Raw genomic sequence first — 24145 nt, 5'->3', positions numbered from 1 at the left:
GTTCGCTACCGCTTGCGGGCGATGCCCATGCGGATGCGGAGGGTCTCGCCCACCTCGGCCATCGTGCGCAGCTGCTCCGGCGTGAGGAGGTCGATCAGGTGGCGGCGTACGGACTCCACGTGGAGCGGGGCCGCCGCCATGATCATGTCCACGCCGGCCTCGGTGAGGACCACCTCCGCTCCGCGGCCGTCCTCGGCGACGTCCTCGCGGCGGACGATGCCGCGCTGTTCCATGCGGGTGAGCTGGTGGGACAGCCGGCTGCGCGACCACTGCATGAGGGCGGCCAGGGCGCTGATGCGCATGCGGTGGCCGTCCGTGGAGCCGAGCACCGACAGGACGTCGTAGTCGGCCTCCGAGAGGCCGCTGTCCTGGTTGAGGTCGCGTGCGATCCCCGCGTTGACCAGCGGAAACATACGGCGCCAGGCGTACCAGGCGGCTTGTTCGGGCTCGGTGAGCCAGCGGGGCTCGGCTGCGGTCATGGGTCCACTCTAGCGAGATCGGTGACACATCACCTACATGGTTGACACGTCACACACTTCACGGTTTTATAGGTGACACGTCAACCAAACACACCCGGGGAGCTCGCCACCATGACCCGCCTCCACGTCATCTCCGCCTCCGTCCGCCCCACCTCCCACGCCCGCCCGATCTCCGGATGGGTCGCCGACCAGGCCCGCGCACGGGGCGGCTTCGAGGTCACCCACATCGACCTCGGCACCCTCGCGCTGCCCTTCCTCGACGAGCCCGAGTACGCCTCCAGCGGCGTCTACGCCCACCAGCACACCCGAGACTGGAGCGCCCTGGTCGACTCCGCGGAGGCCTTCCTCTTCGTCATGCCGATGTACAACGGCGGCTTCACCGCCCCCTTCAAGAACGCCATCGACTTCCTCTACAACGAGTGGAAGGACAAGGCGGTCGGCCTCGTCGGCTACAGCGGGGGCCCGTCGGGCGGCGCCCCGGCCACCGCGATGCTGCTGCCGGTGCTCACCACGATCGGCATGCGGCCCGCCGCGCGGTCCGTCGCGATCCCGTTCGTCAACGGGCTGGTCGGGCCCGAGGGGTTCCGCGCCCCCGAAGGGCTCGCTGGCGAGCTGGCCGGCGTCCTGGACGACGTGGCGGAGCTGGCCGCGGCGCGCGCCGCGGAGGCCGTCACGGCCTGAGGAGGCGCCCCGCCAGGTGGTCGTACGCGGCATGCGCGTGCAGCCGTACGCCGGTGACCAGCGTGTCGTCGTCGGCGTAGAAGGCGGGATGGTGATTGCCGACGAGGCCCCGCCCGCCCGGGACCGCGACGGGCCCGCCGGTCGCCGGGTCCAGGGCGGTGTCCTGGACCCCGAGCATCACGTACAGCCCGCCGAAGCGGCCCACCAGCTCCGAGACGTCGTCGTAGCCGAGGGTGCCGCCGACCTCCACGACCCGCTCCGCACCCGCGACCCGGCGCAGGGTGGGCAGCGCGGCCGCCACCCAGGCGGGGTCGTTGTGCACGGCGGGCACGTCCTGGAGCAGCCCGACCTCCGCGGTGCAGCCGTACGCCTGGGCCGTGTGCTCGGCGAGCACCGTCAGGCGGCGCTTGACCTCGGGCATGTCCCGCTCCTCGGCACAGCGGACGGTGCCCCACAGGGTGACCGTCTCGCCGATGACGTTGTAGCGGCCGACGTCCTCGACGTGCCCGATGGAAACGGTCAGCGGCGCGAAGGCGGACATCTGGCGGTACAGCTGGCCGATGCCCGTCAGCAGCGCACCGGCGGCGGGCATCGGGTCCACGCCCTGCCAGGGGGAGGAGGCGTGCGACTGACGGCCGGTCAACACGATGCGGACCAGGCAGGAGGCCCCGTACATGGGGCCGGCCTTCCAGCCGACGAAGCCCTTGGGGTGCGGGGTGACGTGCATCCCGAAGGCCATGGTCGGCACCGGATCGGCGAAGGCCCCCTCGGCGACCATCAGCCGGGCCCCGCCGTCCTCGCCGACGGGAGGGCCCTCCTCGGCGGGCTGGAACACGAACAGCACGGTGCCGGGGAGCCGGTCCCGTACGGCGGCCAGGACGCGCGCGGCCCCGAGCAGCATCGCGGTGTGGCAGTCGTGGCCACAGGCGTGCGAAGCCGGGCCGGGGGCGGCGAAGTCCGCGCCGCAGCGGTCGGGGACCGGAAGGGCGTCCATGTCGGCCCGCAGCGCGGCCACCCGCTCCCCCGGCAGGCCGCCGCGCAGGACCCCGACCACTCCGTGCCCGGCGATGCCGGTCCGCACCTCGTCGAGCCCGAACGCGCGCAGCCGCTCGGCCACGAGCCGGGCGGTGGCGACCTCGCGGTTGGGGAGCTCGGGATTCCGGTGCAGATGGCGGCGCCAGCCGATCACCTGCGCGACTCCCTCGCCACTGAGCCGGTCGATCTCCTCGTGCACCTCATCGGTCATACGGGTGTTCTAGCCGATCGGTGTGCGGTCTTGCGCGGCGTTGGACAATGGACGGTGGCCCGGAAGCATTTCGCACGCGCAGCAGCAGGAGGACAGGCATGGCAGAGCCGAAGCGGACCGAGCGGAAGCCGCGGCCCGCGCCGCTGCTCTTCGAGCCGTCGGAGGCCGCCACGGACCCGGAGCACTTCTTCGATCTGGAGTCGATCGAGGACCCGGGAGAACTGCTGGCCAGGGCGACCGAGCTGACGCTCGCCTTCCGGGCGGCGCAGGAGCGGGCGATGGAGTACCAGGCGCTGGCGGCGGCGCAGCTGGCGGATCCCCGGCGGTTCGACCGGCTGTCGCCGGGGGTGATCGCCGAGCGGGCGGAATGGACCGAGGACTACGCCCGCAAGATGATCGAATTCGGCGAGTCCCTCCAGCGCGGCCCGGGCCCGGACGCCGACTAGCCCAATCCGGCTTCGCCAAGCGGACGGCGCGAGCCGAATCCGGCCCCGCCGCGTTTGAGGCGCGGGGTCGGGGGCGGAGGCCCAAGGTGGCCCCCGGGCCACTGCCCGGGACTGCCGCGGCCAAGCGCAGCGGACTGGCATATGCGGGGCGCAACATACCCCAGCAACGCCCGCCCTGTCCCGGTTTCCGGTAACTCCTGGAAACCGGAACGTTACGCCAGGTAGACCTGGATGTATGACGCCGACCTGCCCCGCCCTCGATGTGCGCACCGCGCCCGCCACCCACGTCACCGCGCAGGGCGCCGCCTGGCTCGCCTCCGCCTCCGCGCATCCGGAGCGGACCCTCGCGCTGTGGCAGGCGCAGCCGACCTCGCTCGCCGTGCTGCCCTGCGGGGGCGCCTTCGACGTCGTCAACGTCCCGCTCGTCCTCGGGCGGCGCCTGCTGGACCTGCTCTGGGCCGAAGGCCCCGGTTCCGGTCCGGTGGCCGTGCACCGCGGCCGGATGCTGCTCTTCGCCGCCACCGGCACCGCCCACCGGCTCCCCGCCTTGCTGGCGTGGGAGGAGTGGGGAGGTTCCCGTACCGCCCCGGCGCCCCTGTGCCACGGGCTCGGCGACGCCGTCACCGTGCCGCCACTGGCCGGCACCCAGGGGGCGTCCCGCTGGCTGGTGGCCCCCGATGCCCGCCTGCCGTGGCTGCCCGGACCCGAGGCGCTCCTGTGGGCGTTCGTCCGTGCTGCCCGAGCTGCGGATATCGATTTTTCGTTCCGCCGATCGGGATGCTAATGTCTACCTCGTCAGCAAGCGCCGCTAGCTCAGTTGGTTAGAGCAGCTGACTCTTAATCAGCGGGTCCGGGGTTCGAGTCCCTGGCGGCGCACAGACGGAAGAAGGCCTCCGCTCGTCAGAGTGGGGGCCTTCTTCGTCGTCCGGCACCGGCCTCACGTCGTGATCTTCACCGTGTACGCGCCCGACGGGGTCCGGTCCGCCACCTCGATCGTGATCCGCTCCCCCGGCACCGTGAAGGTCTGGCCCACCTCCAGCGGCGCGTCCGCGAGCGGCGGGTACACCGAGCGGTCCCAGCAGGCCTCCGTCGACGGGTGGGCGTCCAGGACCTCGATCGGACCGCCGCCCGAGGCCGCCTCGTTGCGCACCCGGTAGACCAGGACCCCCTCCGTGCAGGTGTCCCCGTCGTTGCCGGCCGAGCCCCGCGCCTCGACTGCGATCGCGCTGCCCGGACCCGTACGGATCACGGCGAGCCGGGTCCCGCCCGTGCCGCCGTTCGGCGGGCTCTGGGCGAGCGGCTGGAGCGTGTGCAGCGAGGAGCCGGACTGCACGCAGTCCACCTGGCCCGGGTCGAGCCAGCCGAGCTTCCACTTGTGCCAGGCGAAGAGGTCCGGGGACATCCCGAACTGGCTGCCCATGACGTCCCAGTCGCCGACGTACGTGTCCCAGTCGCCCTTGCCGTCCGTCGGCCGGTGGTAGAGGTCGGGCAGGTCGAAGACGTGCCCGGTCTCGTGGGCGAGCACGTTCCGGTCCGGCGGGTGCCGCTCGAAGACGGTGACGATCCGCCGCAGGTCGGTGCCGTCGGCGCGGATCGGGCGGTCGAAGTTGACGACCTTCGTGGCGTCGGAGTCCACGCCGGGCGCGTCCGGGTCGGCGACGAAGTAGACGACGTCGTACCGGCTGAAGTCCACCGCGGCGTCGGCGGTGGTGACCGCGTCCCGCAGGTACGCCGCCCGGTCCTCGGGGGCCCAGTCGCGCTGTATCCCGTAGGCGGTGGACGGCTTGGGCATCCGGATCCACTGCTTCTGCGGGTGCGGGACCAGGCGGAACCGCCCGTACGAGGCCCGCTCGAAGAAGTCGCTGGTGGCGGGGAAGTAGTCGCCCGCGATCTCCGCGGGCGTGAGGGCGGTGCGGTGGTCCGGGAAGGAGAGGAAGACCATGACCGCGTCGAGGGTGCGCTCGGGCCTCGGGTAGGCGCCGTTCCAGGTGTCGAGACCCAGGGAGTGGTGGGCCTCGGTGCGCGTCAGCGCGCACGGTCCGGCTCCGGAGACGGCCACCGCGGGCCCCGCGACGAGCGACATGGCGGCGAGCGCCGTCAGGGAAGTGAGCGCGGCCGCCGTACTCCGGAGGCGGGAGCGTTCCACTCCCCCGGGTGTCTGCTGTCGCGGCACATCGACCTCCGGTGGTGGATTTCGTACCTGTTCATCCACCTTGGGGCGATTGTCTTACTAATGCCCTGTTCCGCTGCCCCACACGAGTGAGGGGTACGGCAAGCCGGTGACCCCCGGACTTCACGCGCTTGCCTACAGAACGTCACGACCGATCACCCGAGATCAGCAGGGGTCTTCGCGTGCTCACAGCCGCGCAGAAACGATCACGCGATCTTGGACCGGCGATGCGTCATCACGCCGAACTCCCGCGTCCCGCGCGGCGACGCCGCTGGATAGGGCCTCCCGGCAGCCTCTATGATCGGGCGACTTTCCTGCACGGACACTCACGAGCACTGCGGGAGCCAACGGTGAGCGGAACCTCAGAGGGAACCGGTTCGGCGGCCGACAGCATCCGATCGGCCATTACGGAGCGTCACGCAGCAGTGTCGGCGGCGGCAGCACTGACGCGCGCCGAGTCCGATCTGCGCGACTACAAAGCCGCCTTCAACGCGGCCCACCTCGCCATGGCCGTCGTCGACCGCGACGGCTATGTCGTCGCGGCCAACCAGGCGTTCGCCGGACTGCTGGGCACCGAGCCGCACGCACTGGTCCACCGGTGCGCCGCCGACCTGGTGGACCTGGCCGCGGAGGCCCGGACCTGGGCCGCATACCAGGAGGTGCTGCGCGGGCGCCAGGCCCGGCTGCGCTGCACCCGACGCCTCAAACACCCCGACGGGCACTCGCTGTGGACGGAGGTGACCCTGGGGCCGGTGCCCGGGACCGGCGAAGTCCTGCTGTCCGTCGCCGACATCAGCGACCGGCGCGACCTCCAGGCGCGGCTGCGCCACCTCCAGATGCACGACCCGGTGACCCGGCTGCCCAATCGGGCGCTGTTCTTCGAGCGGCTCTCCGCCGCCCTGGAGGCTTCCTCGTACGACCACGGCGGCGGTACCGGGCGGATCGGGCTGTGCTACCTGGACCTCGACGGGTTCAAGGCGGTCAACGACACCCTCGGGCACCGGGTCGGCGACCGGCTGCTGGCCGCCGTCGCGGCCCGGCTGACCCAGTGCGCCGACCAGTCCGGATACGGGCGCACCGGCGGGCACCTGGTGGCCCGGCTCGGCGGCGACGAGTTCGCCCTGCTGGTCGAGGACTCCACCGGCACCGAGCAGCTCGCCGACCTGGCGCGGAGCGTACTGGCCTCCGTACAGGAACCGTTCGACCTGGCCGGGCAGCGGTTGTCGGTCTCCGCCTCGATCGGGGTGGTGGAGCGGGCCGTGGCCGGGACCTCCGCGACCTGTCTGATGCAGGCCGCCGACACGACCCTGTACTGGGCCAAGGCGGACGGCAAGGCGCGCTGGACCCTCTTCGACCCGGAGCGCAACGCGCACCGCATGACCCGCCAGGCGCTGTCCTCCTCGCTGCGGCCGGCCGTGGACCGCGGGGAGTTCGAGCTGGAGTACCAGCCGCTGGTGGACCTGGAGAGCGGAGCCGTGCGCGGGGTCGAGGCGCTGGTGCGCTGGAACCACCCGCAGTTCGGCACGTTGACGCCGAATCGGTTCATCGGGATCGCCGAAGAGGACGGCTCCATCGTCCAGTTGGGGCAGTGGGTGCTGCGCACGGCCTGCCGGCAGGCGCGGCGCTGGCAGATCGAGCAGCCCAGCGACTCCCCGGTCTTCGTGTCCGTCAACGTCGCGGTGCGGCAGGTGTGGGACTCGGACCTGGTGGGCGATGTCGCGGAGATCCTCGCCGAGACGGGGCTGGCGCCGCAGCTGCTCCAGCTGGAGCTGACCGAGTCGGCGGTGATGGGCTCGGCGGGCCGGCCGCTCCAGGCCCTGCAGGCGCTGAGCGACATGGGCGTGCGGATCGCGATCGACGATTTCGGCACCGGGTACTCGAACCTCGCCTACCTCAGCCGGCTGCCGGTCTCGGTGCTGAAGCTGGACGGCTCCTTCGTGCGGGGCTTCCGCTACGAGGAGGGCACGCACCCGAACCCGGCGGACGAGACCATCGTCGAGGCGCTGGTCCAGCTCGCGCACCGGCTCGGCCTCACCGTCACCGCGGAATGCGTGGAGACCGCCGGCCAGGCGGCCCGGCTGCGCCGCGTCGGCTGCGACACCGGACAGGGCTGGCTGTACTCCCGCGCGGTGGCCCCGGACGCGATCGCCGGCATGATCGCCCGCCAGATCGCGGCGGCGGCCGCGGAGGCCGCCGCCGAACAGGACGGGCCGGCCCCGCATCCCCTGGTCTAGCAGGGGTACACACGGCCGCCCCCGGCCTCTGAGGAGAGGGCGGGGGCGGCCGGCGCTCGGCGCGGGGTGGGGGGAGATCAGCAGGCGCCGAGGTCCTTCCAGACACCCCATTCACCGGTGGTCCCCGGCGTCTCGTTCTGCGTCCACCACTGGGCCTTCCACTTGTGCCCGTTGTGGGAGACCTCGTTGCCGGCCGTGTAGATCGTGCCCGCGACGTACGCCGGGGTCGAACCGCAGCCGGTGGGCGGCTGGGTCGTCGGCGGCGTGGTGGTCGGGGGCGTCGTGGTCGGCGGAGTGGTCGTCGGAGGCGTGGTGACCGGCGGCTGCGTGGTTCCGCCGAGGGCGTCCGAGATCTGGTTCAGCAGCGTGGTGTTGTTGTCCAGGCCGAGCAGGGAGTACATCATCGCGCCGGCCAGGCCGCGCTGCTTGCCGTAGTCGACCCGGGCCTGGATGGACTTCTGGTTCAGGCCGGTGAAGAACTCGCCGTCCTTGTAGAAGTACGAGGCCTTGGCCTGGTCGTCCCAGAAGGTCGTCGCCGGGTTGTCGACGATCCCGCCGAGCTCCTTGTACATCGCGATGCCGGCCTGCTGGCTGGTGGGCCGGGCGCCCGAGGCGCCGGTGGCGGTCTGGGCGAGGCCGTTGGCGGTGCCCGCCGGGACGCCCTTCCAGCCGCGGTAGTAGAACTCGTAGCCCAGGGTCAGCTTGTTGGCGGGGAACTTGCCCGCGATGCCGTAGGCCGCGTTGCCGTCGATCCAGGAGTCGATCGCGTTCTTGATGCTGTACTTCTCGGCGCCCGGCTTGATCACGTCCGTCGGGTCGGCCGCCGAGGGCTGGAGCGGGGACTGGTGGTACGTCGGCCCGTCGCCGTCCCAGGCGCCGTGCATGTCGTACGTCATGATGTTCGCGTAGTCGAGGTACGCGCCGATCTTGTCCGTCTCGATGTACTTGATCTTGTCCTGGCCGGCCGGGAGGGCCGAGGTCAGCAGGTACTTCTTGCCGCCGTTGGCCTGGCCGTAGGCGTCGAGCTGCTCGCGGAACTCCTTGAGCAGGAGCGTGAAGTTCTGCTTGTCCTCGGGGGCGTAGTGGTTGCCCAGGTGGCCGCCGTCCGAGCCCGGGTACTCCCAGTCGATGTCGATGCCGTCGAAGATGCCGGCCGCGCTGCCCGCGCCGCCGTATCCGCCCTCGACCGGCAGGTTGCCCTTGATGTACTGGTCGATGCAGGAGGACACGAGCTTCTTGCGGGAGGCGTCGGTCTTCGCCGCGTCGCTGAAGTACTTCGAGTAGGTCCAGCCGCCCAGCGAGATGTTGATCTTCAGGTGCGGGTACTTGGCCTTGAGCTGCTTGAACTGGTTGAAGACGCCGACGATCGGCTGGTCCCACTTGTCGGCGACCCCGCTGACGCTGTCGGCCGCGCTGAAGGACTTCTGGTAGTCGGCGTACGAGTCACCCGCGCCGTCACCGGCGTTGGGGTTGTTGTCGTCGCCCGCCGCCTTGTTCGCCTCGAAACAGGTGAGGTTGGTGGGGTGGATGTTGCCGAACGAGTAATTGATGACGTCCAGCTTGCCCGCTATGCCACGCGTGTCGAGGTGCTTGGGGTAGAAGGCGTTCCCGTACACGCTCCACTGGTCGTAGTAGGCGATACGGACGCCGCCGGCCGCGGCGGTCGCCGAGGCGTCCGCGGCCTGGGCGGTGCCGAGCCCCGCGACGGAGGCGAGCGCCCCGGCTGCCAGCGCGGCGGTGGCGGCGGCCGCGATGAGGGGTTTACGGATGTGCATGAACTGCCTCCGGTGGGGTGGGAGGGGAGAGCAAGAAGTCCGGGTGGGAGAAGTGATAGCGATCACCGCCACCCCCAGTCAATGGTTTGGACCAAAGAAGGACTAGACCACTCTCGGCACAAATGCCCTCGTCAGAGACCTGAGCGCACATCAGAAACCGCCCGCCACCCCGGGTGACGAGCGGTTTAAGGCTCCCTTGAGCCATCTTTGCGCAAGGTTTCGGCAACAAACCAGCCGAACCCCGTTCGCATACGGTCAACCGGCCGCGGGTGCCTCCACCGGCAGGCCGTACGCATCTGCGACGAGACCGTAGGAGTGCAACCGGGCGGCTCCGCTGTGGGCGTTGGCGGTCAGCATCAGCTCGTCCGCGCCCGTCCGCTTGGCGAGGTCGTCGAGTCCGGTGCGCACCTCGTCGGCGGTGCCGTGGACGATGTTCGCGAGCCAGCCGTCCACGAACTCCCGCTCCAGCGGGGAGAAGGCGTACGAAGCCGCTTCCTCGGGCGTCGGGACCAGCCCGGGCCGCCCGCTGCGCAGCCGCAGCATCGACAGCGCGCCCGTGAGCACCTGGGCGCGGGCCTGCCCGTCGGTGTCCGCGGCGAGCGCCGCGACCCCGATGAGGGCGTACGGGGCGTCCAGGACGGCCGAGGGGCGGAAGCTCTGCCGGTAGAGGTCGAGCGCGGGCAGGGTGCCGGCCGCCGAGAAGTGGTGGGCGTAGGCGAAGGGCAGGCCGAGCTCGCCGGCGAGGCGGGCGCTGAAGCCGGAGGAGCCGAGCAGCCACAGCGGCGGCCGCCCGGCCGGGCCCTGCACCGGACCCGGTACGGCGTGCACGCGGGCGTACGGGTGGCCGTCGGGGAAGTCGTCGTCGAGGAAGCGGGTGAGCTCCGCGAGCTGCCGGGGGAAGGCCTCCGCGGACTCGTCCAGCCGTCCGGGCCCGCGCAGCGCGGCCGCCGTGCGCCCGTCGGTGCCGGGGGCCCGGCCGAGCCCGAGGTCGATCCGCCCCGGGGCGAGCGCCTCCAGGGTGCCGAACTGCTCGGCGATGGCCAGCGGGGCGTGGTTGGGCAGCATGACCCCGCCCGACCCGAGCCGGATGCGGGAGGTGTGCGCGGCGAGGTGGGCGAGGATCACGGCCGGGGAGGAGCTGGCGACCCCGGGCATGGAGTGGTGCTCGGCCACCCAGTGGCGGTGGAAGCCGCGGGACTCGGCGAGCCGGGCTATCTCCACGCTGGTGCGCAGGGAGGCGTGGGCGGTGCTGCCGGCGCCCACGGTGACGAGGTCGAGGACCGAGAGCGGTACGGGTGCCCGGCCCCTCGCGGTGCCGCGGATCCCGTCTGCGCTCTCCTGCCGCTGCCCGTCCCCGGTGTCACTCATCGTCGCTCCCGTTTCGGTTTCACGTCCGTACGAAGACTTCGAACCGTGGGTGGAGCCCGGGCATTCCCGGCGCACCGGGACAGCGCGCGTGACCATGGCATATGCCAGCGGAGTAGGTCCAGGCAGACTGACGTGATTGAGCCATCAATCTCCTCAACAGGCGCTCCACATGGGCCTCTTGATGGCTATCGTGGTAGGGCAAGCGGTAACAACCTGCTAGGGGGAAACCGTGGCGCTGAAGCCCGAGCCGACCGCGCCGTTCCACTCGGTGCAGTACGCACTACGCGTACTCGAAACGATCGCACGGCACACCGGTGGTGTGACCGACGTGCAGATCGCGCGTGAGACCGGCCTGCCCGCAGTCCATCTCGCTCCGATGCTGCTCATGCTGCGCCGGGAGGGATATGTCCTGCAGGTGTCCGACGGCGCCTACGCCATAGGGGATTCCCTCGTCCTGCTCGGCTCCGGCGTCGACCGGCAGCAAGCCCTGACCGACAAGCTCCAGGACACCCTCGATCGGCTGCGGGACACCGTGGGCGCGGCCGTCTACATCAGCCGGTACGTGGACGGCGAGGTCAGGATCACACAGTTCGCGGACAGCCCGCGCACCCCCAAGGTGCACGAGTGGGTCGACTTCCGCTCCGCCGCGCACGCCAGTGCGGTCGGCAAGTGCCTGCTGACGCAGCTCGACCTGAACGGGCGGCGCGACCACCTGTCCCGCCACAAGATCGCCCGGCTCACCTCGAAGACGATCGTGAACGAGCGGATCCTCTTCTCCAAGCTGGACGCCCAGCCGGCCACCGTGCCGGTGCTGGACCTCCAGGAGTACGCCGTGGGCACGGTCTGCGCGGCCGTCCCGATCACGGCCGGGGCCTCGGTGGGCTGCCTGGCGCTCTCGATGCCCGTCGAGCACGCGCACCGGCTGCGGGCCGCGGCCGACACCCTGAACCGGAAGGCCGCACCGCTGCTGCTGTCGCTCACGCTCTAGGGGCGGAGCAGCTCCAGGAGGCAACGGCCCGGAAAACACTTCGGGCGGTTCCCGGTGAACCGGAAACCGCCCGAAGGACAGGTGCGCCGCCAGGGACTCGAACCCCGGACCCGCTGATTAAGAGTCAGCTGCTCTAACCAACTGAGCTAGCGGCGCCTGCTGACAGAGAAAATACTACCTGGTCCTCGGGGGTGCTCAAAACCATTACCCCCGGAGGTACGCGAGGACCGCCAGGACCCGGCGGTGGGTCTCTTCGGCGGGCGGCAGGTCCAGCTTCCCCAGGATGTTCCCGATGTGCTTGCCGACGGCCGCCTCGGACACCACCAGCTCCCGGGCGATGGCCCCGTTGGACTTCCCCTCCGCGACCAGGCCCAGCACCTCGCGCTCGCGCGGGGTCAGCGCCGAGAGGGGGTCGCGGCGCCGGCGCAGGAGCTGGCGCACGACCTCCGGGTCGACCACCGTGCCGCCGCCGGCCACCGTGACCACCGCGTCGAGGAACTGCTCCACCTGCCCGACGCGGTCCTTGAGCAGGTAGCCCACGCCGCTGCCGTCGCCCGAGTCCAGCAGGTCGGAGGCGTACGCGCGCTGCACGTACTGGCTGAGCACCAGCACCGGCAGGGTGGGGCGGGCGGCCCGGAGCTCGACGGCGGCGCGCAGCCCTTCGTCGGTGAAGCCCGGGGGCATCCGTACGTCGGTGACGACGATGTCCGGATCGTGCGCGGCGACGGCGGTACGGAGCCCGTCCGCGTCCCCGACGGCGGCCGCCACGTGGTGGCCGAAACGCGTCAGCAGGCCGACGAGCCCTTCGCGCAGCAGCACTCCGTCCTCGGCGAGGACGATTCTCAGGGGCTCACCGGGCACGGGATCTCCAAGCTCAGGACGGTCGGCCCGCCGGGCGGGCTGGTGATCGTCAGTGTGCCATCGAGGACCGCGATCCGGTCGGCGAGTCCGGTCAGGCCGGAGCCGGCGGCCGGATCGGCGCCGCCGCGGCCGTCGTCCCGTACGTCGATCAGCAGCGCGGCGCCGGTGTGCCGGGCGGCGACGGAGGCGCGGGCGGCGCCGCTGTGCTTGCCGATGTTGGCCAGGGCCTCGCAGACGCCGAAGTAGGCGGCGGCCTCTACGGACTCGGGCAGGCGGGGCAGGCCGGGGTCGATGGCGTCGGTGTCCACGGGGAGGGCCGAGCGCTCGGCGATGTCGGCGAGGGCGCCGGTGAGCCCGTAGTCGGTGAGGACCTGGGGGTGGATGCCGTGGATCAGCTCGCGCAGCTCGGTGAGGACCCGGCCGGCCTCCTCGTGGGCGGCGGCCAGCTGGTCGGCGAGCGGGCCCGGGGGTGCGTCGAGGCGGGCGAGGCCGAGGGTCATGGTGAGGGCGACGAGCCGCTGCTGGGCGCCGTCGTGGAGGTCGCGCTCGATGCGGCGGCGCTCGGCCTCGAAGGCGTCGACGAGGCGGGCCCGGGAGCGGGTGACCTCGTCCAGGCGACCGCGGAGCTCGCGGTCGCGGGGGGCGAGGAGGGCGCGGGTGAGGGCCGCGCGGGCGCCGGCGTAGGCGGAGAGGGGGTAGAGGAGGGCGGGGAGGAGCAGGGCCCCGGCGGCGGCGCACGCGAAGGCGGCGGGGTAGGCGGTGACCAGCCAGAGCTTGACCACCTTGACCTCGTGGTCGGCGGCGAGGGCGAGCTGGAGCGGGGTGGCGAGGAGGAGCAGCGGCAGGCCGAGGAAGGCGGCGAGGACGGTGAGGTCCACCCACCAGAGGAGGAAGCCGTGCAGGACGGCGTAGCCGAGCTCGCGCCAGGTGGCCTGTTCCCGGTAGCGCAGCCGGGCCCAGGCCGCGAGGCCGGGCTCGGTGGGGGTGCGGTGCGGGGCGGGCGCGGGCTCGGTGTCGACGAGCCGCAGCCGGCGGCGCTCGACGGCGCCGGTGGGGAGGCCGACGAGGCCGAGGGCGGCGAGGAGGGGCAGGCCGATGAGCACGGGGCCGAGGGCTGCGCCGAAGCCGGCGAGCAGGAGGATGGCGAGCAGGACGGGGATGCCGGTGAGGGCGCTCGCGGCGAGGTACCCGGCGGCGCGCCAGGGCCATGCGGAGCGGAGGTAACGGGGGCGGGGCAGGGCCTGCCAGGGGGTGCGGGCATCGTCCATGCGGGAACGCTAGCCGCGCGGCGGGCGGGGCGGCCATGGGCCCAGGGGGTGTCCGGGGGGTATGCCTGCCCCTACCCGTGCGGGGCAAGTCCCTGCCCTGCGGGGCGGGAGATGCCGCTGCCCGGGGGCGTGGGTGCGCTGAGCGGTCCCCTACCCGTGCGGGCCTGCCCCTACCCGTGCGGGGCAAGTCCCTGCCCCGCGGGGCGGGAGATGCCGCTGCCCGGGGGCGTGGGGGCGCTGAGCGGTCCCCTACCCGTGCGGGGCAAGTCCTTGCCCCGCGGGGCGGGAGATGCCGCTGCCCGGGGGCGTGGGGGCGCTGAGCGGAGCGGTCCCCTACCCGCCCTTCCACCGTTCCCCGGGCTCCGCCCGGACCCGTCCAAGACCTGGGGCTCCGCCCCAGACCGCGCGCCTCAAACGCCGGCGGGGCTGGATTTGGCTGCTGCCAATCCGCCCGGGGCGGCGGCCTCGGGGCGGAGTCCGGCTAGTGGGTCAGGAGGTGTGCTCGGCCATGGGTGGCGTAGGAGGTGAGCAGGGCGGACCGCGCGGTGGCGTCCAGCCTGCGGTAGGCCCCGGACGGGGAGCGGTGCCAGATCGGGTCCTCGCAGAGGAAGGCCTCGCGGCGGAGGGCCACCCGGTGGACCTTGTTCGTCGCCGTGGTCGGCATCTCCGGGACTATGCGGACGTAGCGCGGGGGCATCTTGGTGCCGAGGTCGGGCTGGGAGGCGAGGAAGGCCTCGAATGCCACCCCCGAGAACACCGCCCCCTCCCGGAGGGCGAGGGCCGCCATCACCTGGTCGCCCGCCACCTCGTCCGGCACCGCGTAGACCGCGACGGCCGCCGCCTCGGACCAGCGGGCCAGGATGTTCTCGATCACCGCCGCGGCGAGGTTCTCGCTGTCCACCCGGAGCCGGTCGTCCGTACGGCCCGCGAAGTACAGGAAGCCCGCCGCGTCCCGGAAGAAGAGGTCGCCGGTCCAGTACCAGCCCTCCCGGGTGCGGGCGGCCTCCGCGTCGGGGTTGCGCCAGTAGCCCTCGAAAAGGCTGCGGCCCCGGTTGACCAGTTCGCCGATGGACGACGAGCCGTTCAGCAGCCGGCCCTCCGCGTCGAGCACGGCGGGCGGGCATTCCGCGCCCGTCTCCGGGTCGATCACCGCCAGGTCGTCCCCCGCGCCCGCCCGGCCCAGGGCGCCCGGCGGGGTGTCCGCGGTGCGCTGGACCGAGGCCCCGCCCTCGGTGGCTCCGTAGCCCTCCACCAGCCGGACCCCGAACCGCTCGGTGAAGCGGGCCGCGTCCACAGCCCCGGCCTCGGTGCCGAAGCCGAGCCGCAGGGAGTGCGTACGGTCGTCCGGACGCGGCGGCGTGGCCAGGAGGTATTGGATCGCCCGCCCGACGTAGGTGAAGTACGTGGCCCCGTACGCCCGTACGTCGTCCAGGAACCCGGAGGCCGAGAACCGCCGCCGCAGTGCCACCGCGGCCCCGCCGACCAGGGCCGGGAGCCAGTCCGCGATGACGGCGTTGCCGTGGAAGAGCGGCATGCAGACGTAGTGGACGTCGTCCGGGGCGACGGAGAACTGCCGGGCCAGCGCGGAGCCGGCCGCCGCCAGCCGGCCCTGGGTGCAGATGGCGGCCTTGGGGGCGCCGGTGGAGCCGGAGGTGAAGTAGAGGAGGAGCCGCGAGGCCGGGCCGGGGGATCCCAGCGTCGCCTCGCCCGGCTTGGCGGCCGCGTAGGGGGCGAGGAGGGCCGCGTACTCCTCGGTGTCGGTGACCAGGATGCGTACGCCCGGCAGGTCGAGGCCGCGCAGCAGCGGCAGGTGGGCGCGCTCGGTGATCAGGAGGCGGCAGTCGGTGTGCAGGATGTCGCGCGCCAGCTCGGGGCCGCGCCGGGTGGGGTTGATCCCGGCGACGGCGGCCCCCGCGAGGGCCGCCGCGCCGAGCCAGAAGGGGAACTCGGGGGTGTTGTCCAGGAGCACCCCGAGGTGGGGTTCGGCCCCCGGAGGCATGAGGTCGACGAGGAGCGCGGCGCGCGCGGCGGCCTCCTGGGCGGTCCGGTGGTGGGTGAGGACACCGCCTTCGTGTTTCAGCCCGGGCCGGTGGTCGCCCCATTGGCGCGCTATGAGCTCCGCGACGGTTTCGGGTGCAGTCGTCGTCCGCATGCCGCCGGAGGGTATCTGACGTTGCGTCAGAATTGAACGTCGGAGCAGGCGTAGAAGGCCATCGGGGTGTCGTTGACGGTCCAGACGGCCAGGATCATGTGGCGGCCGGACTTCCCGGCCGGCATGGAGCCCTGGTGGACGGTGGTCATGGCGGGGCGGGCGCCGTTGTAGGCGACGGTGAGGAAGGGCTGTGGGTCGAGGTCGGCGCGGGTGAGGGCCTTGGTCCCGGTCCAGCCGTTCTTGGTGACGTAGTACTTGAAGTCGGTGGTGGAGTGGTTGGCGGTGAACTGCCACCGGAAGCCGTAGCTCTGGCCGCTGGTCACCTTGGTGGTGGGCCAGGCGCCGCCGCGCGGGTCGTCGAGCTCGGCGAACTGCGACAGGCCGCCGGAACATATCTTGCCGTCGGCGGGGCCGGCGGCCGGGAAGCCCTTGTAGCCCTCGACGCTCTGCGGCTCCCACTGGATGGCGCCGCAGTCGGCGACGGTCTTGTTGGCGCAGAGCTTCTGGCGGCTGATGGGGGTGTCGGTGTATCCGTGGCTGCTCGCGGTGGGGGCGCTGAGGACGGATACGCCGGCGATGAGGCCGAGACCGAGCAGGGCGGCGCCGGCTCGTCCGGGCATGCGGAGGCTACGCATGATGCTCCTTGAACGTGGGGGGAGTTCGGGGAGTGCGCGCACTGTCATTCAGGTCTAGACCAAGTCCCAGATTATTGACGGGAGTTGTCCGTGTCCATACCAAAGGGGGAACGGGTGGTCCGGTCCGTTCCGGCCACCCGTTCCCGCGGTTCGCGCGACTGCCCCGCCCTGCCCGCCGCTACTCGGCGCGCCCCGTGTAGAAGGCGACCGTGAGGTCCTTCACCAGGGCCTTGCGCTCGTAGTCGTCGAGCTCGACGAGCCCGCGCGAGGTCAGCCGGTGGACGGTGTCGTCGACGGCGTCCACGACCGAACTCAGTACGGTGTCGCGGTGCTTGGCGTCGATCGCGGCGACCCGGCGGCGGCGCATGGCCTCGGCGACCTCGGCCGCGTACTCGATCCGGGTCGGCTGGGCCGAGAACACCTCGATACCGACGGCCTCGGTCTCCGCCGCCAGCATCCGGGTCAGCGCGTCGCCGACGGCCTCGGCGTCGCGCAGGGTCGGGGCGTCCTCGTGGAAGGCGTCGGCGGGGAGCTGGGACAGGACGCGGGCCATGGCCGATTCGACCTGCTCGGCCAGGTAGTCGACGTGGTCCGCGACGGCGAGGGTGGCCCGGGCGGTGTCCTTGACCTGCCAGACGACCTGGACGACGACCTGGAGGGCGAGGCCGCCGGAGTCCACGGCGGGCATGGGGTCGCTGCGCCAGTGCCGCAGGCGTACGTCGACGCGGCGGCGCAGCAGGAGGGGGCTGACCCAGGTCAGGCCGGTACGGCGGACCGTGCCGCGGTAGCGGCCGAAGAGGGTGAGCACCCAGGCGTGGCCGGCGCGGGCGCGGCCGAGGCCGCCGAGGGCGAGCAGCGCCACGATGCCGAGGAAGGCGAGCGGGGGCCAGTGGGTGGCGCGCAGGCCCTGGTAGGCGCGGGGGGTCGCGCCGAAGGCGGCCACGACGGTGGCGGGGACGGCGCCGGCCCGCCAGAGCACGGCCGCGCAGCCGGCGAGGGCGAGGCCGCCGACGCCGACGCCGATCCAGCCGGGCAGGACCGGGCCGCGGTGCTCCCGGAGCCGCTCGTCGCCGGGCGGGACGCGGCGGCCGGGGGCCGGGCGCGGGGTGGACGGGGCGGGGCGGGTGGCGGGACCTGGGGGCGCCGGCAGCGGCTTGGGCTCGCCGCGGAACGGCAGGTGCACCGGCACCTCGGTGACGGCGGTGCCGCGGTGGGGGCCGACGCGGGGGATGTCCTGCGTGTCGTCCTCCTCCTCCGCCGCCGACTGCCGCTGCACCAGCCCGCGGGCCACGGCACGGGCGACGATCTCGACCACGCCGGGGCCGGGCACGCCGGAGTCCTGCGGGGGCTCGGGGGCGGGGCCCTGCTCCTCCGCCGCGCCGACGGCGAGGTCGGGCTCGGGGTCGGACTCGCGGTCGAATTCCAGGTCCGGCCAGGGCTCGGGGGCGGGCTCCGGGCGGGCGGGCTCGGGGTCCTGCGGGTGCGGGATCGCGGGCTCCCCGTCGTCGGTCCGCAGGCTCAGGGTGTCCACCGGGGTGCGGGCCGCCGTCTCCGCGTACGGGTGCACGGGCTCGGAGTCGGCCTGGACCCGGGCCGTGGGCAGCTCGAACCCCACCGGCGCCGGCGGGCCATCGGCGGCGGGCTCCGCCTCCACCAGGAGGGCGGTCGGCGCGGTGGCCCAGCCGATCGAGGTCTCGGCCGAGGCCGTCGGCTCTGACGCGGCCGCGAACGCACCGCCCGACTCGACCGCCTCCCGAGGCGCGCCGACGCCCCACGAGTGCGCCTCCGCCCGGTCCGCGGCATGAACCGGGTGCGGACGCGGAACCCCGAAGTCGGCCGAGGCCGGGGCCGGGCCGGCGGCCGGCTCCGCGGCCCCGACCGGGTAGGCGGGTACGGGTGCCGGCTCCGCCTCGGCGGCCCGGTGCGGACGCGGAGACACGAAGTCCGGCGCGGCCGGCTCCACAGCCCAGGCCGGGTAGGCGTGCGCGGGCGCGGGCTCCGCGGGGGCCGGATGCGAGTACGCACGCGGAGACGCGAACCCCGACGTGGTCGGGGCCGAGGCGGTGGCCGGCTGCGCGGCCGCGGGTGCCGGGCTCGCCGGAGGCGCAGTCCCTTGCACGCCCGGAGACGCGGAGCCCGCCGAGGTCGGGGCCGAGGCCCGGGACGGGTGCGGGGGCGTGGGGGTCGCCGGGGCCTCGGCTCGGGTCGGGTGGGTGGGGGGCGGGGGTGGTACCCGGAGGGTGCCCGTCGTCGTGGTGGTGCGGGTGGGGTACATCGTTACCTCCGTCATGCGAACAGCCGTCGCCACGTTTCCGGGCCCGGATAGCCGTCGGCCGCGGCCCCGCGCCAGCCCTGCGCCCGCTGGAAGGCCTCGACGTTGCGGCGGTCGGCCTCGCCCCAGCGGGAGCCCGGCCCGGACGTGTAGTACTTGCCGAAGCCCTTCTTCACCAGCTGCCGCCCCAGGGCGGCGATGGCCTCGTGCGACCGGCCCGGCCGGAACACCGCGGACCCGGGGTAGGCCCGTACGCCGCCCGGACCCGGCGCGCCCTCCACCGTCGGCGGGATGTCCCTGCCCTGCCGCTCCACGAGCAGCCGCCAGGTGTGCGTGCCCGGGATGCCGTCGGCGTCCGCGCCCGTCCAGCCCTGCGCGGCCTGGAAGGCCTGGGTGGCCAGCCGGTCGTGCTCGCTCCACGTCCGGTCGGCCACCCCCTTCGGGTAGAACCGGTACGCGCCGCGCTCGATCAGCATCCGGCCCAGCTGCGCGACGGAGTCGTTGGTCTGCCCCGGGCCGAACTTCGCGGCGCCCGGGAAGGCGGCCGGAGCCGCCGGCTCCCCCGGCTTCGAACCGCCCCCCGCCGGGTCCTCCGGCACGGGCACGGGCACAGGCACGGGCACGATCCCGCCCGTGACCCCGTTGAACCGGTACGGGACGTACTTGGTCCCGTTGCTCCAGTAGCCGTAGGGCGTGGCCAGCTTCCTCGTCGTGGGCCGCGTCTGCTCGTAGGCGATGTAGTGCGTCTGCGTCTCGTCGACCCAGCCACCGAAGAGGACGACGTGCGAGCCGTTGTTCGGGTCGGCCGGGTTGTGGAAGAGCAGCATGTCCCCCGGCAGCAGCTCCGCCTTGGTGATCTTGGTGGCGAACTTGTCCAGGCTGCCGGTCCACTCGTTCGTCCCGAGGTTCCAGGCCATGGAGACGTAGCCCGAGCAGTCCTGCCGGTACCCGTCCGTCCAGTAGTCGGACATGCTGTACGGGACCTTCGCGTCCAGCCACAGCTTCGCCCGGTTGATGATCGTCGTCCGGTCGATCCGCTTCACGCCGGCCGGCGCCCCCGGCTTGCCGACCGGGCCCTTCGTCGGCCCGTGCAGCGGACCGCGCCCGCCCTGCGGGGAGCCGGGGTCGTCCAGGGCCACCGGACCGCCGCCGGGGACCGGAGTGGTCACCACCGCCGCGGCTCCGCTGCCACCGCCCAGGACCACTCCGGCGGCGGTGGCCAGCACCAGCGCCCGGCGGGCCCCGCGCGCGGCGGGATGGCCCCCGTCCCGGAGCGGTATGGCCCGCGCGCGGGCGAGGGAGCGGCGCCGCTGGGCGCAACCCCGGCACACGCAGTCGCCCGCGGGCTCGTACTCCTCGAAGGCGGGCATCGGCATCTGCACATGCGTCGGCGGCTGCATCGTCATGCGGTTCCGTCCACTCCCCTGCTCGTCCACTGGTCGGCCACGACAGCACCTGGCGGGGCGTCAGATGTTGCGCGGCCAGACATATCGTGCACGATAAACCCCTCAAACATGGGTTAATCGGACAAGGCGGGCGTGGCTGGTCACGAGCACCCGCGGAGGTGGGGTAGAGTTTTCCCTGTCAGCAAGCGCCGCTAGCTCAGTTGGTTAGAGCAGCTGACTCTTAATCAGCGGGTCCGGGGTTCGAGTCCCTGGCGGCGCACAGACGGAGGAAGCCCCTCGCAGCGAAAGCTGCGAGGGGCTTCCTCGTTCCCCCCGAACGTTTCCTCCGAACGGCGGGCTAAGCCGCCGTCCCCGGGCGGACTCCCACGCCCGTCAGATAGGCGGAGACCACCACGTTCGCCGTGTACTCCTTGGCCGTCTTGTCGTAGGAGCCCCCGCAGGTCACCAGCCGCAGCTCGGCGCGGCCCTCGACCCGCTGGCCGTACGCCTTGTGCGGGTCGAAGCCGGCCCGCTCGTAGACCCGTACGTCCTCGATGGTGAACTCGGCGACCGAGCCGTCCGCGCGCACCACCCGCACCTTGTCACCCGGATGCGCCGAGCTCAGCCCGTAGAACACCGCCGGCTTCGACTTGGTGTCCACGTGCCCGACCATCAGCGCGGCCCCCGCGGCGCCCGGCCGGGTGCCGTCGCCCCACCAGCCCACGGTGCCGGGGCTGCCGTACGGGGGCGGCTCGATCGCACCGTCGGCGTCCAGGCCCCGGGAGATCACCGGGGCCTGGATGCCTATGGAGGGCACGTCGACGCGCTGGGGCAGGGATCCGGCGAGGGGCGCGTGCGCGGCCGGCAAGCCGGGGACGGCCGCCGCCCCGCCGGCCTGGCCGGCGACCGGGGCCGGGACCCCGGTGATCTGGCGGCCCCAGAGCCACAGGCCCAGCACCAGCACCGACCAGGCGGCGAAGGTCAGCAGCCGGCCGCCGCCGGAGGCCTTGCCCTCAGTCACCGTTGCGGCGGCGGCGCAGGGTCAGCGCCCGGCCCGCGACGGCCAGGGTCGCGGCGGCGGCCAGCACGGCGCCGATCACCGTGTGCGGCAGCCCCGGGCCGTCGCCCCCGTGGTCCTTCTTGGCCGCGGCGGCCAGCCGGGAGGTCTCCTCGATCTCGGTGGCCATGCCGCCGCCGCCCGCGTGGACCGGCCAGACCGGCGAGGCGTGGTGGGTCGGGCGGTACTGGCCGATCTCGATGGTGCCGCTGAGCTTGTCGTGGCCGTCGCAGGTCACCCGGATGGAGTGGCGGCCCGGCTGGGCGTGCGACCTGATCACCGCGTCGCCGTACAGCGGGCTGCGGCCGCCGTCGCGGCCGAACAGGTCGACGTCCGTCACGAAGACGGAGGACTTGGCCTCGCCCCTCGTGCCGTCACAGCCCTGGACGCGCAGTTTGACCTGCGCCCCCGGGTGGGCCGGGTCCGGATCGACCGAGACGCTGCCTCGGTCGCCGCCGCTCCCCCAGCGGTCGTCCTCCCCCGCGAGGGCGGTGGGCGCGGTCACGGCGGTCGCGGCCGTCAGGGCGACGGCCACCCCGGTGACACGGAGCGCGATCAGAACACTGCGCATGGTGAACCTCCTCAACAAGGAGATTCACGCGCGCCACGCCGCTCCGCATCCGGAGCGGCGCCGTACGTGTCAGCCGTACGCGTTACACGAGGTCGACCAGGTCGGCGATCGAGTCGACCGTCTTGGTCGGCCGGTACGGGAACTTCTCGGTGTCCTCGATCGAGGTCAGACCGGTGAGGACGAGGAAAGTCTGCATGCCGGCCTCCAGGCCCGCGAGCACGTCGGTGTCCATCCGGTCGCCGATCATCGCGCTGGTCTCGGAGTGCGCGCCGATCGCGTTGAGGCCGGTCCGCATCATCAGCGGGTTGGGCTTGCCGGCGAAGTACGGCTTCTTGCCGGTCGCCTTGGTGATCAGCGCGGCGACCGCGCCGGTGGCCGGGAGCGGGCCCTCGGTGGAGGGGCCGGTCTCGTCGGGGTTGGTGCAGATGAAGCGGGCGCCCGCGTTGATCAGGCGGACCGCCTTGGTCATGGCCTCGAAGCTGTAGGTGCGGGTCTCGCCGAGGACCACGTAGTCGGGCTCGTGGTCGGTCAGGACGTAGCCGATGTCGTGCAGGGCGGTGGTCAGGCCGGCCTCGCCGATGACGTACGCGGTGCCGCCGGGGCGCTGGTCGTCGAGGAACTTGGCGGTGGCGAGCGCGGAGGTCCAGATGTTCTCGACGGGGACGTCGAGGCCCATGCGGGACAGGCGGGCCTGGAGGTCGCGGGGGGTGTAGATGGAGTTGTTGGTCAGCACCAGGAAGGGCTTGCCGGAGTCGCGCAGCCGCTTGATGAAGGCATCGGCACCGGGGATCGGGGTGCCCTCGTGGATGAGGACCCCGTCCATGTCGGTGAGCCAGGATTCGATCGGCTTGCGCTCTGCCACGGACTTCTCTCCGCTCTGGGGGGCCTCTGACCTGTGGTCTGTACCACCACCCTAGCGGGAGCGGGCCGTGGACCGCGTCGGCGTCCACGGCCCGGACAGCCCCTAGCCGAGCTGGACGTTGTCGACGGTCCAGTACCAGTTGTTGCTGCCGCTGTAGCGGAAGCGGATCTGGACGTCGGTGGCGCCCGCCGGGATCTGCAGCGGGACGGACTCGGCCTTGGCGACGGCGTCCGCGGTGTAGGACTTCACCACGGTCGGGGTGGCGCCGTTGTAGGAGACGAGGACCTGGGCGGTCTGGCCGGACTCCTGGCGGTAGTGCGTCTGGAAGGTCAGGTTCCGCGTGGTGCCGCCGGTGACCGCCCACTTGGGGGTGATCAGGGTGGAGTCGAAGGTACCGGTGTGGCTCTTGTCGTCCCACTCGTCGGAGTCGGCGACGGCGAAGACGTCACGGGAGCGGACGTTCAGCTCGCGCCACTGGTCGCGCTGCGCCTGGCTCCAGAACTCGTCGGTGGCGAAGGCCCATCCGGCCCACTCGGTGACACCGCCCGTGCCCATCTTGGAGTTGTCCACGGACCAGCCGGCGGGCGGGGTGTGGGTGAAGCCCTTCACTCCGGCCGGGATGCCCGTTTCGTCCACGCGGCCCTGGAGATTGGGGCGCAGGGTGTCGAAGGGGTCGCTGTCGGGGGCGTTCAGCGGGACGCCGTCCAGCCCGGTCGTGGAGACGCCGACCTGCTGGAGCGCGGTCGCCGCCACGTCGACCAGGCGTACGTCGTCCCGTACGGAACCGGCGGGAATGCCCGCGCCCTTGGCGATGACGAAGGTGCCGCGCTCCTGGATGGTGGAGCCGCCGTGGCCGCCGGCGTCGGTGTGGCCGTGGTCGGTGGTGACCAGGATCTTCCAGTTCTCCTGGGCGTACGTCGGGCGGCTCTGCACGGCCGTGAGGAGCTGGCCGACCATGGTGTCGACGCGGCCGATGGCATCCAGGTACTGCTGGCTCGCGGCGCCGTAGGAGTGTCCGGCGGAGTCGACCTGGCCGAGGTAGACGAAGGCCGCGTCGGGGTTCTGGTCGCGGAGTTCGGCGGAGGCGGCGGCGGCGATCTTCGGGTCCTCGTTGCCGTAGCCGTCGCGGTCGCCCTTGAGGGAGAGGCGCTTGTCGACCTTGGCGGAGAAGATCGGGCCGTTCTGGTCGGTGGAGGTGATGGGCTCCCAGTCGGCGGCCGCGTAGGTGTTGAGCGCCGGCTTGGCGTTCTCGATGCGGGTGAGGAAGTCCGGGTAGGCGGCGTAGTTCTTGCCGGTGAAGGAGTTGTCCTTCACTCCGTGCTTGTCGGGCCAGACGCCGGTGGCGATGGTGGACCAGCCGGGGCCCGAGGAGGTGGCGGCCATCGGGTTCGCGTAGAGGGTGCTGCGGGCGGTGAGCCCCTGGGCCATCAGGCCCTGCAGGTTCGGCGCGTTGGCGGCCTTGACGCGGTCGAGGACGGTGCCGTCGATGCCGATGACGAGGACCTTGTCGGTCGTGGCGGCCGCGGCGGCGGTGGCGGGGGTGGTCGCGAGGGTGGCGGCGACCAGGGCGGTGGCGGCCACGGCGAGGACACGTCCGGGCAGGACAGTGGACACGTACTCCTCCTGGGAGCAGGTGAGCGGCGGGAAGTGCGGGGACACGCACCGGGTCCGGACCGAAGGCGCGTCTCCGCCCTT

19 protein-coding genes, 3 tRNA genes and 1 pseudogene are annotated in these 24145 nt (G+C 72.8%); 7 read left to right on the top strand and 16 right to left on the bottom strand.

All coding sequences use genetic code 11. The features are described from left to right. Positions 1–5: 5 nt before the first annotated feature. Positions 6–479, bottom strand: coding sequence for a MarR family winged helix-turn-helix transcriptional regulator (locus ACGFYU_RS25680; RefSeq protein ID WP_393829662.1), 474 nt, complete (start codon positions 477–479; stop codon positions 6–8). A 72-nt stretch (positions 480–551) separates the two neighbouring features. Between ACGFYU_RS25680 and ACGFYU_RS25675 the strand changes: the two genes are divergently transcribed. Further along, positions 552–1160, top strand: coding sequence for an NADPH-dependent FMN reductase (locus tag ACGFYU_RS25675; protein WP_393829661.1), 609 nt, complete (start codon positions 552–554; stop codon positions 1158–1160). Here the strand turns inward: ACGFYU_RS25675 and ACGFYU_RS25670 are convergent. Continuing rightward, on the bottom strand, positions 1150–2406 hold the full coding sequence (locus tag ACGFYU_RS25670) for a M20 family metallopeptidase (RefSeq protein ID WP_393829660.1): 1257 nt from the start codon (positions 2404–2406) through the stop codon (positions 1150–1152). The two genes, ACGFYU_RS25675 and ACGFYU_RS25670, sit on opposite strands and share 11 nt — an antisense overlap. A gap of 98 nt (positions 2407–2504) precedes the next feature. Between ACGFYU_RS25670 and ACGFYU_RS25665 the strand changes: the two genes are divergently transcribed. From ACGFYU_RS25665 to ACGFYU_RS25655, 3 genes and pseudogenes are all read left to right on the top strand, one after another. Then, positions 2505–2852, top strand: coding sequence for a hypothetical protein (locus tag ACGFYU_RS25665; RefSeq protein ID WP_393829659.1), 348 nt, complete (start codon positions 2505–2507; stop codon positions 2850–2852). A 235-nt stretch (positions 2853–3087) separates the two neighbouring features. After that, positions 3088–3664, top strand: a pseudogene (locus ACGFYU_RS25660) (bifunctional DNA primase/polymerase). After that, a tRNA-Lys gene (locus ACGFYU_RS25655) sits at positions 3655–3728 on the top strand. The pseudogene ACGFYU_RS25660 and the gene ACGFYU_RS25655 overlap by 10 nt, the downstream one beginning before the upstream one ends. A 61-nt stretch (positions 3729–3789) precedes the next feature. Here ACGFYU_RS25655 and ACGFYU_RS25650 read toward each other — a convergent pair. Continuing rightward, positions 3790–5025, bottom strand: a complete 1236-nt coding sequence (locus tag ACGFYU_RS25650) for a M6 family metalloprotease domain-containing protein (RefSeq protein WP_393829658.1) — start codon at positions 5023–5025, stop codon at positions 3790–3792. 347 nt (positions 5026–5372) lie between these two features. Between ACGFYU_RS25650 and ACGFYU_RS25645 the strand changes: the two genes are divergently transcribed. Beyond that, on the top strand, positions 5373–7256 hold the full coding sequence (locus ACGFYU_RS25645; protein ID WP_393829657.1) for a putative bifunctional diguanylate cyclase/phosphodiesterase: 1884 nt from the start codon (positions 5373–5375) through the stop codon (positions 7254–7256). A 77-nt stretch (positions 7257–7333) separates the two neighbouring features. On the opposite strand, the gene ACGFYU_RS25640 is transcribed toward ACGFYU_RS25645, so the two are convergent. Further along, positions 7334–9031, bottom strand: a complete 1698-nt coding sequence (locus ACGFYU_RS25640; RefSeq protein WP_393829656.1) for a glycosyl hydrolase family 18 protein — start codon at positions 9029–9031, stop codon at positions 7334–7336. A gap of 255 nt (positions 9032–9286) precedes the next feature. Next, the gene (locus tag ACGFYU_RS25635) at positions 9287–10399 is read right to left on the bottom strand and encodes an LLM class flavin-dependent oxidoreductase (protein WP_393829655.1); all 1113 of its coding nucleotides are present in this window, start codon (positions 10397–10399) and stop codon (positions 9287–9289) included. A 229-nt stretch (positions 10400–10628) separates the two neighbouring features. Here ACGFYU_RS25635 and ACGFYU_RS25630 point away from each other — a divergent pair, with 229 nt between their 5' ends. Then, complete coding sequence (locus ACGFYU_RS25630) at positions 10629–11387, top strand: IclR family transcriptional regulator (RefSeq protein WP_393829654.1); 759 nt, start codon at positions 10629–10631, stop codon at positions 11385–11387. Between the two features lie 82 nt (positions 11388–11469). Here the strand turns inward: ACGFYU_RS25630 and ACGFYU_RS25625 are convergent. From ACGFYU_RS25625 to ACGFYU_RS25595, 7 genes are all read right to left on the bottom strand, one after another. Further along, positions 11470–11543 (bottom strand) — tRNA-Lys (locus ACGFYU_RS25625). 48 nt (positions 11544–11591) lie between these two features. Continuing rightward, positions 11592–12248, bottom strand: a complete 657-nt coding sequence (locus ACGFYU_RS25620) for a LuxR C-terminal-related transcriptional regulator (RefSeq protein ID WP_393829653.1) — start codon at positions 12246–12248, stop codon at positions 11592–11594. Next, complete coding sequence (locus ACGFYU_RS25615) at positions 12230–13516, bottom strand: sensor histidine kinase (RefSeq protein ID WP_393829652.1); 1287 nt, start codon at positions 13514–13516, stop codon at positions 12230–12232. The genes ACGFYU_RS25620 and ACGFYU_RS25615 overlap by 19 nt, the downstream gene beginning before the upstream one ends. Before the next feature lie 481 nt (positions 13517–13997). Next, positions 13998–15668: an AMP-binding protein gene (locus ACGFYU_RS25610; protein ID WP_393829651.1), complete on the bottom strand. Its 1671-nt coding sequence runs from the start codon at positions 15666–15668 to the stop codon at positions 13998–14000. A 26-nt stretch (positions 15669–15694) separates the two neighbouring features. Next, complete coding sequence (locus tag ACGFYU_RS25605) at positions 15695–16288, bottom strand: lytic polysaccharide monooxygenase (protein WP_393829701.1); 594 nt, start codon at positions 16286–16288, stop codon at positions 15695–15697. A 193-nt stretch (positions 16289–16481) separates the two neighbouring features. After that, complete coding sequence (locus ACGFYU_RS25600; RefSeq protein WP_393829650.1) at positions 16482–18593, bottom strand: SPFH domain-containing protein; 2112 nt, start codon at positions 18591–18593, stop codon at positions 16482–16484. Continuing rightward, complete coding sequence (locus tag ACGFYU_RS25595) at positions 18590–19951, bottom strand: peptidoglycan-binding protein (RefSeq protein WP_393829700.1); 1362 nt, start codon at positions 19949–19951, stop codon at positions 18590–18592. The genes ACGFYU_RS25600 and ACGFYU_RS25595 overlap by 4 nt, the downstream gene beginning before the upstream one ends. Positions 19952–20166: 215 nt before the next feature. Between ACGFYU_RS25595 and ACGFYU_RS25590 the strand changes: the two genes are divergently transcribed. Further along, positions 20167–20240, top strand: a tRNA-Lys gene (locus tag ACGFYU_RS25590). A gap of 78 nt (positions 20241–20318) precedes the next feature. On the opposite strand, the gene ACGFYU_RS25585 is transcribed toward ACGFYU_RS25590, so the two are convergent. The 4 genes from ACGFYU_RS25585 to ACGFYU_RS25570 form a co-directional block, all read right to left on the bottom strand. Continuing rightward, entirely contained in the window at positions 20319–20981 is a 663-nt protein-coding gene (locus ACGFYU_RS25585) for a class F sortase (protein ID WP_393829649.1), read from the bottom strand. Next, positions 20974–21588: a hypothetical protein gene (locus tag ACGFYU_RS25580; RefSeq protein ID WP_393829648.1), complete on the bottom strand. Its 615-nt coding sequence runs from the start codon at positions 21586–21588 to the stop codon at positions 20974–20976. Before ACGFYU_RS25580 ends, ACGFYU_RS25585 begins: the two co-directional genes overlap by 8 nt. Before the next feature lie 82 nt (positions 21589–21670). Further along, the gene (locus ACGFYU_RS25575) at positions 21671–22450 is read right to left on the bottom strand and encodes an HAD-IIA family hydrolase (RefSeq protein WP_393829647.1); all 780 of its coding nucleotides are present in this window, start codon (positions 22448–22450) and stop codon (positions 21671–21673) included. Between the two features lie 102 nt (positions 22451–22552). Then, a complete protein-coding gene (locus tag ACGFYU_RS25570; RefSeq protein ID WP_393829646.1) occupies positions 22553–24064 on the bottom strand; it encodes an alkaline phosphatase family protein in 1512 nt (503 codons plus the stop codon). Positions 24065–24145 lie beyond the last annotated feature (81 nt).

Source organism: Streptomyces sp. NPDC048337 (assembly GCF_043201175.1).
Taxonomy (GTDB): domain Bacteria; phylum Actinomycetota; class Actinomycetes; order Streptomycetales; family Streptomycetaceae; genus Streptomyces.
This window is presented reverse-complemented; position numbering and strand designations above follow the sequence as displayed.